This is a genomic window from Streptomyces sp. NPDC001858 (assembly GCF_053594615.1).
In genome coordinates, this window is sequence record NZ_JBSFEV010000009.1 from 269,720 (window position 1) to 287,624 (window position 17,905).

The 17,905-nt window shown below is 71.5% G+C and carries 18 protein-coding genes; 15 read left to right on the forward strand and 3 right to left on the reverse strand.

Annotation, left to right across the window (positions count from 1 at the left end; genetic code table 11):
* Window positions 1-34 precede the first annotated feature (34 nt).
* From ACWCPF_RS16335 to ACWCPF_RS16345, 3 genes are all read left to right on the forward strand, one after another.
* Window positions 35-1,237 (forward strand): DUF7134 domain-containing protein, encoded by a 1,203-nt coding sequence (locus tag ACWCPF_RS16335; protein ID WP_451045675.1) that lies wholly within the window; start codon window positions 35-37, stop codon window positions 1,235-1,237.
* 110 nt (window positions 1,238-1,347) lie between these two features.
* Complete coding sequence (locus ACWCPF_RS16340; protein WP_451045676.1) at window positions 1,348-2,016, forward strand: response regulator; 669 nt, start codon at window positions 1,348-1,350, stop codon at window positions 2,014-2,016.
* 96 nt (window positions 2,017-2,112) lie between these two features.
* Window positions 2,113-2,745, forward strand: a complete 633-nt coding sequence (locus ACWCPF_RS16345) for an AAA family ATPase (protein WP_451045677.1) — start codon at window positions 2,113-2,115, stop codon at window positions 2,743-2,745.
* Window positions 2,746-2,917: 172 nt separating this feature from the next.
* On the opposite strand, the gene ACWCPF_RS16350 is transcribed toward ACWCPF_RS16345, so the two are convergent.
* Window positions 2,918-4,024, reverse strand: coding sequence for a DUF5937 family protein (locus ACWCPF_RS16350; protein ID WP_451045678.1), 1,107 nt, complete (start codon window positions 4,022-4,024; stop codon window positions 2,918-2,920).
* A 214-nt stretch (window positions 4,025-4,238) separates the two neighbouring features.
* Between ACWCPF_RS16350 and ACWCPF_RS16355 the strand changes: the two genes are divergently transcribed.
* Entirely contained in the window at window positions 4,239-4,454 is a 216-nt protein-coding gene (locus ACWCPF_RS16355) for a hypothetical protein (protein WP_451045679.1), read from the forward strand.
* A 51-nt stretch (window positions 4,455-4,505) separates the two neighbouring features.
* Here ACWCPF_RS16355 and ACWCPF_RS16360 read toward each other — a convergent pair whose 3' ends face one another.
* Complete coding sequence (locus ACWCPF_RS16360) at window positions 4,506-5,720, reverse strand: threonine aldolase family protein (RefSeq protein WP_451045680.1); 1,215 nt, start codon at window positions 5,718-5,720, stop codon at window positions 4,506-4,508.
* Between the two features lie 186 nt (window positions 5,721-5,906).
* Here ACWCPF_RS16360 and ACWCPF_RS16365 point away from each other — a divergent pair, with 186 nt between their 5' ends.
* The 10 genes from ACWCPF_RS16365 (at window position 5,907) to ACWCPF_RS16410 (ending at window position 14,226) form a co-directional block, all read left to right on the forward strand.
* Window positions 5,907-6,872, forward strand: coding sequence for a Rossmann-like and DUF2520 domain-containing protein (locus ACWCPF_RS16365; RefSeq protein WP_451045681.1), 966 nt, complete (start codon window positions 5,907-5,909; stop codon window positions 6,870-6,872).
* Window positions 6,869-7,861 (forward strand): pantoate--beta-alanine ligase, encoded by a 993-nt coding sequence (panC, locus tag ACWCPF_RS16370; RefSeq protein ID WP_451045682.1) that lies wholly within the window; start codon window positions 6,869-6,871, stop codon window positions 7,859-7,861. Before ACWCPF_RS16365 ends, panC begins: the two co-directional genes overlap by 4 nt.
* Window positions 7,858-9,573 carry an L-aspartate oxidase gene (locus tag ACWCPF_RS16375; RefSeq protein ID WP_451045683.1) on the forward strand — a complete coding sequence of 572 codons (1,716 nt, stop codon included), beginning with the start codon at window positions 7,858-7,860 and terminating at the stop codon, window positions 9,571-9,573. Before panC ends, ACWCPF_RS16375 begins: the two co-directional genes overlap by 4 nt.
* 5 nt (window positions 9,574-9,578) lie before the next feature.
* Window positions 9,579-10,571 (forward strand): carboxylating nicotinate-nucleotide diphosphorylase, encoded by a 993-nt coding sequence (nadC, locus tag ACWCPF_RS16380; RefSeq protein WP_451045684.1) that lies wholly within the window; start codon window positions 9,579-9,581, stop codon window positions 10,569-10,571.
* 16 nt (window positions 10,572-10,587) lie between these two features.
* A complete protein-coding gene (locus tag ACWCPF_RS16385; protein ID WP_451045685.1) occupies window positions 10,588-11,385 on the forward strand; it encodes a type III pantothenate kinase in 798 nt (265 codons plus the stop codon).
* A gap of 176 nt (window positions 11,386-11,561) precedes the next feature.
* Window positions 11,562-12,248 carry a hypothetical protein gene (locus ACWCPF_RS16390; protein ID WP_451045728.1) on the forward strand — a complete coding sequence of 229 codons (687 nt, stop codon included), beginning with the start codon at window positions 11,562-11,564 and terminating at the stop codon, window positions 12,246-12,248.
* Between the two features lie 52 nt (window positions 12,249-12,300).
* Window positions 12,301-12,480 (forward strand): hypothetical protein, encoded by a 180-nt coding sequence (locus ACWCPF_RS16395; protein ID WP_451045686.1) that lies wholly within the window; start codon window positions 12,301-12,303, stop codon window positions 12,478-12,480.
* Window positions 12,481-12,652: 172 nt separating this feature from the next.
* Entirely contained in the window at window positions 12,653-13,087 is a 435-nt protein-coding gene (locus ACWCPF_RS16400) for a BlaI/MecI/CopY family transcriptional regulator (RefSeq protein ID WP_451045729.1), read from the forward strand.
* Window positions 13,088-13,096: 9 nt separating this feature from the next.
* Window positions 13,097-13,663: an amino-acid N-acetyltransferase gene (locus ACWCPF_RS16405; protein WP_451045687.1), complete on the forward strand. Its 567-nt coding sequence runs from the start codon at window positions 13,097-13,099 to the stop codon at window positions 13,661-13,663.
* 227 nt (window positions 13,664-13,890) lie between these two features.
* Window positions 13,891-14,226 carry a histone-like nucleoid-structuring protein Lsr2 gene (locus ACWCPF_RS16410; protein ID WP_069773146.1) on the forward strand — a complete coding sequence of 112 codons (336 nt, stop codon included), beginning with the start codon at window positions 13,891-13,893 and terminating at the stop codon, window positions 14,224-14,226.
* Here ACWCPF_RS16410 and ACWCPF_RS16415 read toward each other — a convergent pair.
* The gene (locus tag ACWCPF_RS16415) at window positions 14,205-14,864 is read right to left on the reverse strand and encodes an SCO3374 family protein (RefSeq protein WP_451045688.1); all 660 of its coding nucleotides are present in this window, start codon (window positions 14,862-14,864) and stop codon (window positions 14,205-14,207) included. The two genes, ACWCPF_RS16410 and ACWCPF_RS16415, sit on opposite strands and share 22 nt — an antisense overlap.
* A gap of 431 nt (window positions 14,865-15,295) precedes the next feature.
* Between ACWCPF_RS16415 and ACWCPF_RS16420 the strand changes: the two genes are divergently transcribed.
* Window positions 15,296-17,821: an ATP-dependent Clp protease ATP-binding subunit gene (locus ACWCPF_RS16420; protein WP_451045689.1), complete on the forward strand. Its 2,526-nt coding sequence runs from the start codon at window positions 15,296-15,298 to the stop codon at window positions 17,819-17,821.
* Window positions 17,822-17,905: the final 84 nt, after the last annotated feature.

Here is a 17,905-nt window from a genome sequence, read left to right on the forward strand (position 1 = left end):
CGGGCACACATGCGGCTTCCCTACGCTGGGTTACGTGCAGCGCCTCTATGACTTCCTCCGCAGACACCCGACCGGGGTCGACGGCTTCTGGGCCCTCGTCCTGTTCGGGATCTCCGCGGCTGCCGGAACCGCCGGGCAGGACCGCGGCGGCACCGACTCCATGGCGCTGCTGGTGCCGGTGGTGTTCCTGTTGTGCCTGGTCATCGCCTTGCGTCGGCGTATGCCCGAGCAGATGCTCGTCCTCGCCGCCGGGCTCGGACTGGCTCAGCTGGTGCTGAACGTCGGCGTCACGGCGGCCGACTTCGCCCTGCTGGTGATCGTCTACACCGTCGCCGCGACCGGCGCCCGCTGGGCCTCCCGGCTCGCACTGGTCATGGCCCTGTGCGCGGCCACCCTGGCGCAGCTGCGCTGGCCGCACGAGAACGCCAGCGTGCCGGGCCAGGTCGCGGTCATCGTCTTCCAGACGGTGCCGTTCGCCCTCGCCTGGGTGCTGGGCGACTCCATTCGCACCCGCCGCGCGTACTTCGCGCAGTTGGAGGAGCGTGCGGCCCGCCTGGAGAAGGAGCGCGAGGCGCAGGCGAAGGTCGCGGTCGCCGCCGAGCGCGCCCGGATCGCGCGGGAGCTGCACGACGTCGTCGCGCACAACGTGTCGGTGATGGTGGTGCAGGCCGACGGCGCCGCCTATGTCCTCGACGCCGCGCCCGACCAGGCGAAGAAGGCCCTGGAGACGATCTCGTCCACCGGCCGCCAGGCGCTCGCCGAGATGCGCCGCCTGCTGGGCGTGCTGCGCACGGGCGAGCACCAAGAGGGCGGCGAGTATGTGCCGCAGCCGGACGTCGAGCAGATCGAGGACCTTGTAGAGCAGTGCCGCGGCTCGGGTCTGCCGGTGGACTTCAAGGTCGAGGGCACCGCGCGGCCGCTGCCCAGCGGTGTGGAGCTGACGGCGTACCGCATCGTGCAGGAGGCGCTCACGAACACGCGCAAGCACGGCGGACCGAACGCGGGCGCGAGCGTGCGCCTGGTCTACTTCGACGACGGCCTCGGCCTGCTCGTCGAGGACGACGGCAAGGGCGCCCCGCACGAGCTGTACGAGGAGGGCGGCGCCGACGGCGCGGGCCACGGGCTGATCGGCATGCGCGAGCGGGTCGGCATGGTGGGCGGCACCCTGGACGCGGGCCCGCGACCCGGCGGAGGATTCCGCATCAGCGCCCTGCTCCCGCTCAAACCCGCGCATTGACACCGACGCACGCCCCCTACTGACACCTGTCACGCCCCCTAAGACCCCCCCCCGAACAGTCACTTGAACCACCTGACGGACAACGGACAGAAGAAACGGAAGAGGACTCGATGGCGATCCGCGTGATGCTCGTCGACGACCAGGTGCTGCTGCGCACCGGGTTCCGGATGGTGCTCGCCGCCCAGCCGGACATGGAGGTCGTGGCGGAGGCGGGCGACGGTGTCGAGGCCCTGCAGGTGGTGCGCGCCACGGAGGTCGACGTCGTGCTCATGGACGTCCGTATGCCGAAGCTGGACGGCGTGGAGGCCACCCGGCGCATCTGCGCGGAGCCCGACGCGCCGAAGGTGCTGATCCTGACCACCTTCGACCTGGACGAGTACGCGTTCTCCGGCCTGAAGGCGGGCGCCTCCGGCTTCATGCTGAAGGACGTCCCGCCGGGCGAGCTGCTGGCCGCCATCCGCTCCGTGCACAGCGGTGACGCGGTCGTCGCCCCGTCCACCACGCGCCGGCTCCTCGACCGGTTCGCGCCGATGCTGCCCGCCACCGGCAAGGAGGCCCAGCACAAGGAGCTGGAGCGGCTCACGGAGCGGGAACGCGAGGTCATGGTGCTGGTCGCCCAGGGGCTCTCCAACGGGGAGATCGCGGCCCGGCTGGTGCTGTCCGAGGCGACCGTCAAGACTCATGTGGGCCGCATCCTGACCAAGCTGGGGCTGCGCGACCGCGTCCAGGTGGTGGTTCTGGCGTACGAGACCGGGCTGGTGCGGGCGGGCGGCCACTGACCGGCGGGCCGCTCCACTTCGGCCACCGAGTTCGGTCGCCGAGTTCGGTCGCCGAGTTCGGCCACCGAGCTGCGGCCGCTCCACTAGGGTCTGCGCATGCTCCTGTGGATCAACGGCCCTTTCGGGGGCGGCAAGACACAGACCGCACACGAGATACGGCGCCGGCTGCCCGGCAGCGTCGTCTGCGACCCCGAGCACGCCGGCTTCGGCCTGCGCCGCATGCTGCCGCCCGGCCTTCGGGGGGACTTCCAGGACCTGACCTCCTGGCGGCAGGGCGTCGTCGAGGTCCTCGACCTGGCGCTCGACCAGCACGACGGCGTGGTGATCGTGCCCATGACCGTGACCGACTCCGGGTACTTCGGGGAGACCGTCGGCAGGCTGCGCGAACTCGGCCACGACGTACGCCACTTCACGCTCCTCGCCGAACGCGAGACGGTGCTGAGGCGGCTGCGCGAGCGGGGCCTGGGACACCTCCTCCGGTTCGTCGCCGGAAAGCGCGCGGGGCTGCGCCGGGAGAGCTGGGCCGTCCAGAAGCTCGACCACTGCCTCGAACGACTGAGCGAGCCCGAGTTCGCCGAGCACCTGTGGACGGACCACTCGACCGTGCCCAAGACCGCCGACCGCATCGCCGTCCTCGCCGGGCTGACGCTCAGGCCCAACACCGAGGGCCCGTTGCGGACGAGGCTGCGGCAGGCCGGCGTCGGCCTCAAACACATCCGCTTCGACTGACCCACCGACCGGACCGGAGCAGGTCAGGCGAAGCCGGCAGCGCCCCGAAGGGGCGCGGGACGCTGACATATGCGGCTCCGCCGCGCGGGCGCGACCAGCCACGACGGCGCCGCAGCGGAAGGACGGCATATCGCGGCACATTGCGGCACATCGCGCACTTCCAGCGGAGCGCCTAGCGGAGTATCCCTTCCAGGAAGTCGCTGCCCAGCCGGGCCACGACCGTCACGTCGAGCTGGTGCAGCACGTACCGGCCGCGCCGGCGGGTGCTGAGCAGGCCCGCCTTCTTCAGGACGGCGAGGTGCCGGGATATCTCGGGGGCCGTCATGCCCTGGGCCTGGGCCAGCTCGGTCGTCGTGTACGCGCTGCGGGCCAGCAGCCGGCAGAGCCGCATCCGGACGGGATGGGACAGCGCGGTCATCCGTAGCGTCAGCTGCTCCACCGAGGGCGGCGAGGCCAGCTCCGGAGAGCTGACCGGGTAGTGCAGCACGGGCTGCCAGCCGTACCGGTACAGCACCATCAGGTGGGGCCAGCCGAGGCTCGTCGGCACGAGCAGCAGGCCGCCGTCCCCGGTGGTGGTTCGGGCCTGGACCAGCTTGTCCACCCTGATGCGCGCCCCGGCCTCGTCGAGCGTGACCGCCGACGACACGGCGGCGAGCGTCTCCGCAAGCCCCTTGTGGCGCAGCAGGTCCGTTTTGTGACGGGCGTCGGCGGCGAGCGGGATGCGCACCCGGGCCCAGACGTCGGCGAAGAACGCCTCGTCGCAGTCCTCCAGGAACTGCCTGAGCCACGCACGCACGCGTGGCGGGTCGTCGAGCAGCCGTTGGGCGAACCGCAACTGGCGTGGCCCGCGCGCGGCGGCCAGCTCGAAGGCGCGGCGGCGCAGCTCCGGGTCGGTGAGGACGTTGTTGCTCGGCAGTTCGTAGCCGGAGGAACAGGTGAACTCCAGGGACAGGTCGACGAACTGTTCGTCCGTCAGCTTGTCGAGGAGGTCGAGTTCCTCGGCGAGCGTGGCCCCGGGGAGCGTGTCTCGGCCCGGAAGGCCCGCGTAGGGCAGGAAGACGTCCGAGAACGTCGTCCGCCACAGGAAGTCGGCCTCGCACATCCGGTCGGCCAGATAGGGGTCGAGCCGAGCGGTGACGCCGGTGACCCAGCCCTGCAGGCCGGGATGGTGCCCCGGCTCGGCCAGCGCGTGCAGCGCCGTGCCGAGCTCGGCCAGGGGCGAGGGCACGACGGCGACCCTCTCCGGCCGCAGCCCCGCGATGTCGATGCTCAGGCTCATGTCCTCATGGTGCACTCCGCCACTGACAACGCGATTGCCGATTGACGGCCGCCGTCAATCGACGCGACGCGGGGCGGCCGCCGGGCGCAGTCTGAAGAGGCCGGGGCAGCCGCGGAGCCCCCTTCCCGTACCGCTTCCCGTACCGCTTCCCGTACCGCTTCCCATGTCCTGATCACCTATGTCCTGATCACGTTCGTTCCGAGAGGGATCGGCCATGAGCATCACTCAGCAGTACGCCCTCGACGCCTACCGCGCCCGGCAGCACGGCGAGCCCGTCGTTCCCGCGCCGGGCGCCCACGACTGGCAGGTGATGCGTGAACTGCGCGACTACCAGCAGTTCCGCGCGGTGGTCGCGGGCCGCCCCGCCCACGGGCGGTTGTGGCGGGCGCTGGCCCGTCGGCTGCACCTGCGCCCCCGCCCTACCTGCTGACCGCCTCTGCGAGCCGCTACCGCCGCTGCCGCCCCCACCCCTGGGCCGCCTCTACCCCTCGGCAGCCCTGGCCGCCCCGGCCGCCTCGGTCACCCGGGCCAGCCGGGTCAGCCGGGTCGCGAAGTCCGCGACCGCCGCCTTCACGTCGTCCGCCGTCCATGTCAGGCCTGCGGCCCGGACGGTGACCTCGGTGAGGGCCAGCCCGGGCCCGCCGCGGGCCCAGGCGCCCGCGAAGAGCATGGTGCCCGTCTCCTCGGCCTGCAGCGCCGCCGCCTCGGCGAGCAGATCCGCCTCGTACGGCAGCCAGACCTGGAACTGGTGCGTGTGCGGCACCTCCGGGTGCACGCGCGCCCAGGGGACGTCCGTCTCGGCGAACCCCTCGCGCAGCGCGGCGGCCACCACGTGCGCGTGGGCCACGTATTCGGGCAGCCGGGGCAGTTCCCGCTCCAGCCCGACGAGTGCCGACAGCGCGGTGGGGAACTGCTGGAAGATCATTCCGCCGTAGCGGTGCCGCCAGGTCTTCGCCTCCTCCACCAGCGTCCTCGGGCCGGCGAGCGCCGCGCCGCCGAAGCCGTCGAGGGACTTGTAGAACGATACGTAGACGCTGTCCGCCAGAGCCGCGATGTCCCGCAGGGGGCGGCCGAAGTGGTGGGTCGTCTCCCACAGGCGTGCGCCGTCGAAGTGCACGACCGCATCGCGCTCGCGTGCCGCCTCGACGACCTCGGTCAGCTCCTCCCAGGTGGGGAGCACGAAACCGGCGTCCCTCAGGGGCAGTTCCAGCATCAGCGCCCCGAAGGGCTCCTCGAAGTCGCGCACCTCCTCCGCCGTGGGCGGTCGGGGCTCGCGCGTCACCTGGACCGTGCGCAGCTCGCTGACGGTGGTGAACGCGCCCCGCTCCCACACCTCGGGGTGGCTCAGCGCATGCAGCGCGACCGTCGGGTTGCCGGTGCGGCCCGCCCAGCAGCGCAGGGCGATCTGCTGGGCCATCGTGCCGGTCGGGAAGAACGCGCAGGCCTCCGTCCCCAGCAGCTCGGCGACCCGCTTCTCCAGGGCCTCGACGACGCCGTCGCCGTAGATGTCGGCGGGTTCGTCCAGGTCGTAGACCGGGGGCGCCGCTTCGAGCAGCAGCGTGAGCCGGTCACGCAGCGTGCCTTGGAACCCCCCGCGCGCGAGCACGCGTTCCGCCGTCCGGGAGGCGGCCGCCCGCCGCTCCCGCAGGCGCTGCTGCGTCGACTTCTCCTCGTCCTGCTCCGCCGTGTTCGTCATGCTCCGGATGATGCCGTGCGGCGACTCGCGCGGGCACGCGCATTTCAGCTCCCCGGGCCACCCCCGGGGAGTGCGTGGGAAAGCCCACAGCCTGTGGACGACCGGACTCCCCTCGAACCAATCGCGTTAACATGACGAGAAATCGTCCGGTACCCGGAGCGGACTGGAACGGAAGGCCGTCGTCGCGTGAGTACAGCCCAACAGCCAGACCCCAGGGACCGCCCCGCGCGGCTCGCCGTCGGCGTCGTCGGCGCGGGCCGGGTCGGGCCGGCCCTGGCCGCGTCCCTCCAACTCGCCGGGCACCGCCCGGTCGCCGTCTCCGGCGTCTCCGACGCCTCCAGGCGACGCGCCGCGCTGCTGCTGCCCGACGTGCCCCTGCTCCCGCCCGCCGAGGTCCTGCGGCGTTCCGACCTGGTGCTGCTGACCGTCCCCGACGACAGCCTGCCCGGTCTCGTCGAGGGCCTCGCGGAGACCGGTGCCGTGCGGCCGGGCCAGCTGCTGGTGCACACGTCCGGGCGGTACGGCGCGAAGGTCCTCGACCCCGCCCTGCGCGCGGGCGCGCTGCCGCTGGCCCTGCACCCGGCGATGACCTTCACGGGCACCCCCGTGGACGTCCAGCGGCTGGCCGGCTGCGCCTTCGGCGTCACCGCGCCCGACGAGCTGCGGCTGGCCGCCGAGGCCCTCGTGATCGAGATGGGCGGCGAGCCGGAGTGGATCGCCGAGGAGAGCCGCCCGCTCTACCACGCGGCCCTCGCCCTGGGAGCCAACCACCTGGTCACGCTGGTCGCCCAGTCCATGGAGCTGCTCCGCGCGGCCGGCGTCGAGGCCCCCGACCGGATGCTCGGCCCGCTGCTCGGCGCCGCTCTCGACAACGCGCTGCGCTCCGGTGACGGCGCGCTCACGGGCCCCGTCGCGCGCGGGGACGCGGGCACGGTCGCCGCGCACGTCGCACAGCTGCGCGAGCACGCCCCCCAGGCCGTCGCCGGCTACCTGGCGATGGCCCGCGCGACCGCCGACCGCGCGCTCGCCCACGGACTCCTCAAGCCCGAACTCGCCGAGGACCTCCTCGGGGTACTCGCCGAGGAGACCCGCGGCACCCCTGGCGCCCCCGGTACGCCCGGTACGCACGGCACCGAAGGAGATGCCGGATGACCACCACCCTGCTGCGCACCGCCGACGAACTCCACGCACGCGCGCGTGGCGGCCGCCGGACCGTCGTGATGACGATGGGCGCCCTCCACGAGGGTCACGCCACGCTCGTCCGCACCGCTCGCGAGCTCGCCGGGCCGGACGGCGAGGTCGTCGTCACGGTCTTCGTCAACCCGCTGCAGTTCGGCGAGGGCGAGGACCTCGACCGCTACCCGCGCACCCTGGACGCGGACCTCAAGATCGCCGAGCAGGCCGGCGCGGACGTCGTGTTCGCCCCGTCCGTGGACGAGGTCTACCCGGGCGGCGAGCCCCAGGTGCGCATCACCGCGGGCCCCATGGGCGGCCGCCTGGAGGGCAGCTCCCGCCCGGGGCACTTCGACGGCATGCTCACCGTCGTCGCCAAGCTGCTGCACCTCACCCGGCCCGACGCCGCCCTGTTCGGGCAGAAGGACGCACAGCAGCTCGCCCTGATCCGCCGCATGACCCGCGACCTGAACTTCGGCGTGGAGATCGTCGCCGTGCCGACGGTGCGCGAGGAGGACGGCCTGGCCCTGTCCAGCCGCAACCGCTTTCTGTCCGCCCGGGAGCGGCATGCCGCGCTCGCGCTCTCCCAGGCGCTGTTCGCGGGCCGCGACCGGCATGCCGCTCAGGAGGCGCTGCGGGCACGCGCGCGTGAAGTGCCCGCGACGCGCGCGCGTGCCGAGGCGCTCAGCGCCATAGGGGAGTCCCGCGCCGCCGCCGACGCGCACGCCGTCGCCAAGGCCGCCCCCGGCAACCCCGCCGCCGTCCGCGCGGCCGCCCGTCTGGTCCTGGACGAGGCCGTCCGCCACGACCCGCCGCTGCGGCTGGACTACCTCGCCCTCGTCGACCCCTCCGACTTCACCGAGATCGACGACGACTTCACCGGCGAGGCCGTCCTCGCCGTCGCCGCCCGGGTCGGCACGACCCGGCTGATCGACAACCTCCCCCTCACCTTCGGAGCCGCCTCGTGACCAGCACAGGCATACGACTGCACGCGCCCGCGCCCGGGTGGAGCATCGCCGCGGACGTGGTGGTAGTCGGTTCCGGCGTCGCCGGTCTGACCGCGGCCCTGCGCTGCGAGGCCGCCGGCCTGAAGACCGTCGTCGTCACCAAGGCCCGCCTCGACGACGGCTCCACCCGCTGGGCGCAGGGCGGCATAGCCGCGGCCCTGGGCGAGGGCGACACACCGGAACAGCACCTGGACGACACGCTGGTGGCGGGTGCGGGCCTGTGCGACGAGGACGCGGTACGGATCCTCGTCACCGAGGGCCCCGACGCGGTGCGCCGCCTGATCGAGACCGGCGCGCACTTCGACGAGTCCGAGGAAGGCGGCCTGGAGCTGACCCGCGAGGGCGGCCACCACCGCCGCCGGATTGCGCACGCGGGCGGCGACGCGACCGGCGCGGAGATCTCCCGGGCGCTCGTCGAGGCGGTACGCGCGCGTGGCGTGCGCACGGTCGAGAACGCGCTCGTCCTGGACCTCCTCACGGACGCCGACGGCCGCACCGCCGGCGTCACCCTGCACGTCATGGGCGAGGGCCAGCACGACGGCGTCGGCGCCGTGCACGCCCCCGCGGTCGTCCTGGCGACCGGCGGCATGGGCCAGGTGTTCTCCGCCACCACCAACCCGTCCGTGTCCACCGGCGACGGCGTGGCGCTAGCCCTGCGCGCCGGCGCGGAGGTCTCCGACCTGGAGTTCGTCCAGTTCCACCCGACCGTGCTGTTCCTCGGCGCGGACGCCGAGGGCCAGCAGCCCCTCGTCTCCGAGGCCGTGCGCGGCGAGGGCGCCCACCTGGTCGACGCGGACGGCGTGCGCTTCATGGTCGGCCAGCACGAGCTGGCCGAGCTCGCGCCCCGGGACATCGTCGCCAAGGGCATCATGCGCCGCATGCAGGAGCAGGACGCTGAGCACATGTTCCTCGACGCCCGGCACTTCGGCGCGCACATGTGGGCGCACCGCTTCCCGACGATCCTCGCCGCCTGCCGCAGCCACGGCATCGACCCGGTCACCGAGCCCGTCCCGGTCGCCCCGGCCGCCCACTACGCCTCCGGAGGCGTGCGCACCGACTCCCGCGGCCGGACGACCGTGCCGGGCCTGTACGCGTGCGGGGAGGTCGCCTGCACCGGCGTGCACGGCGCGAACCGGCTCGCGTCGAACTCGCTCCTGGAAGGCCTCGTCTACGCCGAGCGCATCGTCGCCGACATCGCCGCGAGCCGGGCGGACGACCGGCTCCACGCGCGCGTGCCCGCGCCCGTCGAGCACCCCGAGCGGCCCGCGCACCCGCTCCTCGCCCCCGAGGCCCGGTTCGCCATCCAGCGGGTGATGACGGAGGGCGCAGGCGTCCTGCGCTCCGCCGAGTCCCTGGAGAAGGCCGCCGACCAGCTGCAACGGCTGCACACCGAGGCCCGCGGCGCCCTGGACGAGAACGGCAAGACGGCCGAGCCCGGCGTCGACACCTGGGAGGCCACCAACCTCCTGTGCGTCGCGCGCGTGCTGGTCGCCGCCGCCCGGCAGCGCGAGGAGACCCGCGGCTGCCACTGGCGCGAGGACCACGCCGACCGCGACGACGCGAACTGGCGCCGCCACATCGTCGTCAGGCTGAATCCGGACCGCACGCTCGCCGTACACACCACCGATACCGCAGACTTCCCCCCTACCCGGCAGCATCACCAGGAGCAGTGACAGACGTGAGCACCCCCGACCTTCCCCTCGCCCAGAGCGGCGGCTGCGGCGACGGCTGTGCCTGTGGCGCCGACGCAGACGCGGACTTCACCGACGCGGAGTACCTGGAGTGCGGGCTCGACCCCGCGCTCGCCCAGCTCCTGATCGACGCCGGCCTCGACCCCGTCGAGGTCGAGGACATCGCCAACGTCGCCATCCAGGAGGACCTGGACCACGGCGTCGACGTGACGACGGTCGCGACCATCCCCGAGGACGCGGTCGCCACCGCCGACTTCACCGCGCGCGAGGCGGGCGTGGTCGCGGGCCTCAGGATCGCCGAGGCGGTCGTCTCGGTCGTCTGCACGGACGAGTTCGAGGTCGAGCGGCACGTGGAGGACGGCGACCGCGTGGAGGCCGGACAGAAGCTGCTGTCGGTCACCACGCGCACGCGTGACCTCCTCACCGCCGAGCGCAGCGCGCTCAACCTGATCTGCCGGCTGTCCGGCATCGCCACCGCCACGCGCGCGTGGGCCGACGTCCTGGAGGGCACGAACGCACGCGTGCGTGACACCCGCAAGACGACGCCGGGACTGCGCTCCCTGGAGAAGTTCGCCGTCCGCTGCGGCGGCGGCGTCAACCACCGGATGTCGCTGTCCGACGCGGCCCTCGTCAAGGACAACCACGTGGTCGCCGCGGGCGGCGTCGCCCGCGCCTTCGAGGCCGTCCGGGAGACCTTCCCGGAGGTGCCGATCGAGGTCGAGGTCGACACTCTGCACCAGCTGCGCGAGGTCCTCGACGCGGGCGCCGACCTGATACTGCTGGACAACTTCACGCCCGGGGAGTGCGCCGAGGCCGTGGGCGTCGTCGGCGGACGCGCCCTGCTGGAGGCGTCGGGCCGGCTGACGCTGGAGAACGCCAAGGCGTACGCCGACACCGGCGTGGACTTCCTCGCCGTGGGGGCCCTGACCCACTCCTCGCCGATCCTGGACATCGGTCTGGATCTGCGAGCGGCTGAGTAGGGAACGGGGACCGGCCATGCTGCTGACGATCGACGTGGGCAACACGCACACCGTGCTCGGCCTGTTCGACGGTGAGGACATCGTCGAGCACTGGCGGATCTCCACCGACGCCCGCCGCACCGCGGACGAACTGGCCGTGCTGCTGCACGGCCTCATGGGCATGCACCCGCTCCTCGGGGACGAACTGGGCGACGGCATCGACGGGATCGCGATCTGCGCGACCGTGCCCTCCGTGCTGCACGAGCTGCGCGAGGTGACACGGCGCTACTACGGCGACGTGCCCGCCGTGCTCGTCGAACCCGGCGTGAAGACGGGCGTGCCGATCCTGTTCGACAACCCCAAGGAGGTCGGCGCCGACCGCATCATCAACGCGGTCGCGGCGAACGAGCTCTACGGCGGCCCGGCGATCGTCGTCGACTTCGGCACGGCGACGACGTTCGACGCGGTCTCCGCGCGCGGGGAGTACGTCGGCGGGGTCATCGCCCCCGGCATCGAGATCTCGGTCGAGGCACTGGGCGTCAGGGCCGCGATGCTCCGCAAGATCGAGGTCGCCCGGCCCCGGAGCGTGATCGGCAAGAACACGGTCGAGGCGATGCAGTCCGGGATCGTCTACGGTTTCGCCGGCCAGGTCGACGGCGTCGTCACCCGGATGGCCCGCGAACTGGCGGACGAGCCGGAGGACGTGACGGTCATCGCCACGGGCGGACTGGCGCCGATGGTGCTCGGCGAGTCCTCGGTGATCGACGAGCACGAGCCCTGGCTGACGCTGATCGGGCTGCGCCTGGTCTACGAGCGGAACGTGTCACGCATGTGACCGGGGAATCCTGAAGCGGACGGGGCCGACCGAGGCCGGCGGAGGCGGGCGGGGGCCGACCGCCGACGGGGCCACCAGGGCGGATCCGGGCGCGCCACACCCACGCTCTGTGTCGAATTTGTCTGATTAGCGCGTATCGTCGCGGCATGCCCACGCCCTACGGATCCCGCGGCGGCATGGCGTTCGGTGCGGAGGAGCTGCGTGTGCTCCGCCGCGCCCTCGCCCTCGCCCTCCACCCCGGCCCCGTCTCCGCCGAGGACGTCCAGGACTGCCATCGCCTCGCCGAGTCGCTCGACGAGGCGATGGGCGAGGCCGCCCGGCTGCGGGCCTTCCTGGTGGCCGACCTCGCCCGGTACCGCGCCGCCCTCCCCGGCACCACCGCCGGCTATCTCACCCTCCTGGAAGAGGTGCTGGCCACCGGCTACCGGCCCGAACCCGACGACCTCGCCGCGCTGCGCGCCCTGCGCGGCAACCCGACGGCCGCAGCCCTCCTGAGCCGCTGCCAGGTGCTCGCCGAACACGACGTACGCGCCCGTCTGGCCCGCCGTGCGGCCCGCAGGGTCGTTCCGGTCGCCCCGACGGTCCCGGCGTCCCGTACGCGGCTCCTGGCCCTTCCCGGGGGCCTTTCAGTCGACGGCTGCGCCCATCTCTCCGGCACCGCCGAGGATCCGGGCGGGCAGCCGGGCGAACAGCCGGCGAAGAAGCCCGCCGAGAAGCCGGTGGCCCCCGGTCCCGCCCCCGCCAAGCCCGCCACGCCCGAACCCGCGCGGCGGCCCGTCCCCACCCCGGGCGAGGTCTTCCCGCGCCGCAAGCCGACCCCGCCGCCCGCCAACCCGGAGCAGCGGCGGCTCGCCGCCGGCTGATCCGGGCGGACCCCGCACCGATGTCCCGTTCCTCCCTGGCTACTCTGGATCCATGGACTACGTCTCCGCGCTCGTGCCTCCCATCGTCATGGCCGTGTTCTTCGTCGGCGTGATCAGGGTGATCGTGAAGACCCAGGGCGGGTCCAACAAGGCCAAGGAGGACGCGGCCGTCGACGCCGCACTCGCGCGCGTGGACGGCGCGCGCCAGGCCCCCGCGGGCCCCGACGCCTGACCGATCCGCGACGCTTCCGCCGCCTGTCCGGGCGTACGGCTTCCTTCGAAGCCGTACGCCCTTTTTGTTCCCGTTTGCCAATGAAGGTGCACGTCCGGCACGCGATTGGCGAGATCTCCCACTATTGTTCTGAGCTGTGCCTCGCCCATTGGGAGAACTCGAAGACTCGGTCATGACGCGGGTGTGGAAGTGGAACCGCCCGGTCACCGTTCGAGAAGTCCTGGAAGACCTTCAGCAGGAACGGTCCATCGCGTACACCACGGTGATGACCGTTTTGGACAATCTCCATCAGAAGGGCTGGGTGCGTCGTGAAGCGGAAGGCCGGGCCTATCGATATGAGGCGGTCTCCACCAGGGCCGCCTACGCCGCAGCCCTCATGAACGACGCCTGGGCGCAGAGCGACAACCCCGCAGCCGCTCTCGTCGCCTTCTTCGGGATGATGAGTGAGGAACAGCGACTCGCGCTGCGCGACGCCGTACGCATGGTCCAAGGACCGGAATCTGCCGAACCCGCAACTCAGGGGAGTGCAGAGAGCGCGGGGAGTACCGGCAGTAGCGGCAGTGGTGCGGAGAACCCCGCCTCGGCAACGGAGGGCGGCGGGCGATAGCGTCCGCACATGTCCGCAGAGAGTCCGTCCGCCGAGAACCCCGAGAACCCCGAGAAGCCCGAAGTCACCGCTAAAGCCATCACCGTCCGGCGGGCCCGGACCGGCGATGTCCCCGCCGTGCGCCGTCTCCTTGACGCCTACGTCCGCGGCGGCATCCTGCTCGACAAAGCGACGGTGACGCTTTACGAGGACATCCAGGAGTTCTGGGTCGCCGAACGCGACGACAACGCCGAGGTGGTCGGCTGCGGCGCCCTGCACGTGATGTGGGAAGACCTGGCGGAAGTCCGGACTCTCGCGGTGAAGCGCGGGCTGAAGGGCGCCGGCGTCGGCCACCAGTTGTTGGAGAAGTTGCTCCACACCGCACGCTGGCTCGGTGTTCGCCGCGTTTTCTGCCTGACCTTCGAAGTGGACTTCTTCGGCAAGCACGGCTTCGTGGAGATCGGTGAGACGCCGGTGGACACCGATGTCTACGCGGAGCTGCTGCGTTCCTATGACGAGGGCGTCGCCGAGTTCCTCGGACTCGAACGAGTGAAACCGAACACCTTGGGCAACAGCCGGATGCTTCTGCATCTGTGATCGTCGAGGTCCATTCCGACCGACCTGCCTTGCCCGGGTTCCCTATGTCCGAAACGCGCACGTTTCCGGACCGGGGCAGGCTGCCGGTCTCTGCCCGGGGGTTTGTGTTTTCCCAGCAAAAGCGGTTTGCTTTCCGACGTACTGCAGTACTGCATATAACAGGGCTCGGCTAAACGGCGGACGCCGCGGACCCCCGACCCCTCACGTTTTCGATGAAAGGAAATCCGGTGGCACAGAAGGTTCAGGTCCTTCTTGTCGACGACCTCGACGGCGGCGAGGCGGACGAGACCGTGACGTTCGCGCTGGACGGCAAGACGTACGAGATCGATCTCACGACAACCAATGCGGACAAGCTGCGTGGACTTCTCGAGCCCTACGTGAAGGGCGGACGCCGTACCGGCGGCCGTGCTTCGGGTGGGCGTGGAAAGGCCCGAGCGGCTTCCGGCGGCAGCCAGGACACCGCTCAGATCCGCGCGTGGGCGAAGGAGAACGGTTTCGAGGTCAATGACCGTGGCCGCGTTCCGGCGACCATTCGCGAGGCCTACGAGAAGGCCAACGGCTGAGCGCACGCGCGCCGCAGCCGGACACGATGACAGTGCGTCGCCAGCGTGTCCATCAGTCTTACGAGATCGGGGGCGCCCCCACCGCCCCCCAAGGCCGACATCGTCGGCAGCGAGGCCTCGACCTCGCACCCTGCCACGGGGGGCCGCAGCCACACAGCGGCCCCCTGACCCGGTCCGGGGCGGTTCCGCCCGGGATCGCGGCCCGGATCCCGGGCGGGGTTTCGCGCGGGAGGCGACGGCGCCTCGATGAGCGCGCCCGCGCCGATCGCCGTCAGATCCAGCGGCAGCGCGCCCCACTCCAGCCACTGCAGGATCCCGGGCACCTCCTCCGCGCAGCCCGCCGCCACCAGCAGCCGCATCCGGTCGCCCCGCACGGCCACCGGAGAGCCCGGCGCGAGTCGCCGGAGCGCCGCGAGGCCCGCCTCGACCGGTACGTCCAGGACGTCGAAGCGCTCTCCCACCAAAAGTCGTACCGGCTCCCCGGGCACCGTCGCCCAGCCCAGTTCGTTCTCGTACCAGCCGCGGACCGGGTCGGTCCGATCCGCCGGATCGTCCGGGTCGAGCGGCCGTCGGGGGAGGGGAAGCGTGAGGATCGCGGAGGCGGCCGAGCCGGCAGCCGGGGGGACCGAGCCAACCATGCCAAGTGCAACCGCCGAAAAGGCCCGCGAGTTACGCTGGGTGGTCTCTCGGCCGCACAGCGTGTCGACAAAAGGCATGCGCGGGGGGTGTCGCGAGGCGCAAGGTTGTTCGCCCGTAGCGGAGGGAACCGGTGCGCACGGCATGGAGTGTCAGTGCCGGCGGGTAAGACATCCCTAGTGGGAGGGGGCGACACGCAGGAAAGGCCGTCTCGCGTTCGCCATCGGCGTACTGGCGACTGGGGTAACTGCCTGGCCTGCGGGAACATCGTCTCGCACCATCGGGTTGGAGCAGATGTCGGCGTTCGGGGTCAGGAGGCCATCGACGGTGTCGGCAGTTGGAATGAGCGGTCCCCGCTTGCGGGACTAAGCTGCGGAAGGACAGGGAGGGGAAGTTCCCCCCACTGCCTGACCGCTCTGAGGAGCGATTAACGATGTTCGAGAGGTTCACCGACCGCGCGCGGCGGGTTGTCGTCCTGGCTCAGGAAGAAGCCCGGATGCTCAACCACAACTACATCGGCACCGAGCACATCCTCCTGGGCCTGATCCACGAGGGTGAGGGTGTCGCCGCCAAGGCCCTTGAGAGCCTCGGGATTTCGCTCGAGGCGGTCCGCCAGCAGGTGGAGGAGATCATCGGGCAGGGGCAGCAGGCCCCGTCCGGCCACATCCCCTTCACCCCCCGTGCCAAGAAGGTCCTGGAGCTGTCGCTCCGGGAGGCCCTTCAGCTGGGTCACAACTACATCGGCACGGAGCACATCCTGCTCGGCCTGATCCGCGAGGGCGAGGGCGTCGCCGCCCAGGTCCTCGTCAAGCTGGGCGCAGATCTCAACCGGGTGCGGCAGCAGGTCATCCAGCTGCTCTCCGGTTACCAGGGCAAGGAGACCGCCACCGCGGGCGGCCCTGCCGAGGGCACGCCCTCGACGTCCCTGGTGCTCGACCAGTTCGGCCGGAACCTCACCCAGGCCGCTCGTGAGTCCAAGCTCGACCCGGTCATCGGGCGCGAGAAGGAGATCGAGCGGGTCATGCAGGTGCTGTCCCGCCGCACCAAGAACAACCCGGTCCTGATCGGTGAGCCCGGCGTCGGCAAGACCGCCGTCGTCGAGGGCCTCGCCCAGGCCATCGTCAAGGGCGAGGTGCCCGAGACCCTCAAGGACAAGCACCTCTACACCCTGGACCTCGGCGCGCTGGTCGCCGGCTCCCGCTACCGCGGTGACTTCGAGGAGCGCCTGAAGAAGGTCCTCAAGGAGATCCGCACCCGCGGCGACATCATCCTGTTCATCGACGAGCTGCACACGCTGGTCGGTGCGGGTGCCGCCGAGGGCGCCATCGACGCCGCTTCGATCCTGAAGCCGATGCTGGCCCGTGGTGAGCTGCAGACCATCGGCGCCACCACGCTGGACGAGTACCGCAAGCACCTGGAGAAGGACGCGGCCCTCGAGCGCCGCTTCCAGCCCATCCAGGTCGCTGAGCCGTCCCTGCCGCACACGATCGAGATCCTCAAGGGTCTGCGTGACCGGTACGAGGCCCACCACCGCGTCTCCATCACGGACGAGGCGCTGGTCCAGGCCGCGACGCTGGCCGACCGGTACATCTCGGACCGCTTCCTGCCGGACAAGGCGATCGACCTGATCGACGAGGCCGGTTCCCGGATGCGCATCCGCCGGATGACGGCTCCGCCGGACCTCCGCGAGTTCGACGAGAAGATCGCCGGCGTCCGCCGCGACAAGGAGTCCGCGATCGACTCGCAGGACTTCGAGAAGGCCGCCTCCCTCCGCGACAAGGAGAAGCAGCTCCTGGCCGCCAAGGCCAAGCGGGAGAAGGAGTGGAAGGCCGGCGACATGGACGTCGTCGCCGAGGTCGACGGCGAGCTCATCGCCGAGGTCCTCGCGACCGCCACCGGCATCCCGGTCTTCAAGCTGACCGAGGAGGAGTCCTCGCGTCTGCTGCGCATGGAGGACGAGCTCCACAAGCGCGTCATCGGCCAGGTCGACGCCGTCAAGGCGCTGTCGAAGGCGATCCGTCGTACGCGTGCCGGTCTGAAGGACCCGAAGCGTCCCGGTGGCTCGTTCATCTTCGCCGGCCCGTCCGGTGTCGGTAAGACCGAGCTGTCCAAGGCGCTCGCCGAGTTCCTCTTCGGTGACGAGGACGCGCTGATCTCCCTCGACATGTCGGAGTTCAGCGAGAAGCACACGGTCTCGCGTCTCTTCGGTTCGCCCCCCGGCTACGTGGGCTACGAAGAGGGCGGCCAGCTGACCGAGAAGGTGCGCCGCAAGCCGTTCTCCGTCGTCCTCTTCGACGAGGTCGAGAAGGCCCACCCGGACATCTTCAACTCGCTGCTGCAGATCCTGGAGGACGGTCGCCTGACCGACTCCCAGGGCCGGGTCGTGGACTTCAAGAACACGGTCATCATCATGACGACCAACCTCGGCACCCGGGACATCTCCAAGGGCTTCAACCTGGGCTTCGCGGCCTCGGGCGACTCGAAGACCAACTACGAGCGCATGAAGAACAAGGTGTCGGACGAGCTCAAGCAGCACTTCCGCCCCGAGTTCCTCAACCGCGTCGACGACGTGGTCGTCTTCCCGCAGCTGACCCAGGCGGACATCCTGCGGATCGTCGACCTGATGATCGGCAAGGTGGACGAGCGCCTGAAGGACCGGGACATGGGCATCGAGCTCTCCCAGTCCGCCAAGGAGCTGCTGGCCAAGAAGGGCTACGACCCGGTGCTGGGCGCGCGTCCGCTGCGTCGCACGATCCAGCGCGAGATCGAGGACACGCTGTCGGAGAAGATCCTCTTCGGCGAGCTGCGCCCCGGTCACATCGTGGTCGTCGGCACCGAGGGCGAGGGCGAGACCCAGACCTTCACCTTCCGCGGTGAGGAGAAGTCGGCGCTGCCCGACGTCCCGCCGATCGAGCAGGCGGCCGGCGGCGCCGGACCGAACCTGAGCAAGGAGGCGTAAGCCTCAGGCCTTCGGGCCGACCGGCCTCAGGGCCGAACAGAAGGGGCCGGTGCTTTTCCAGCACCGGCCCCTTCGTCATGCCCG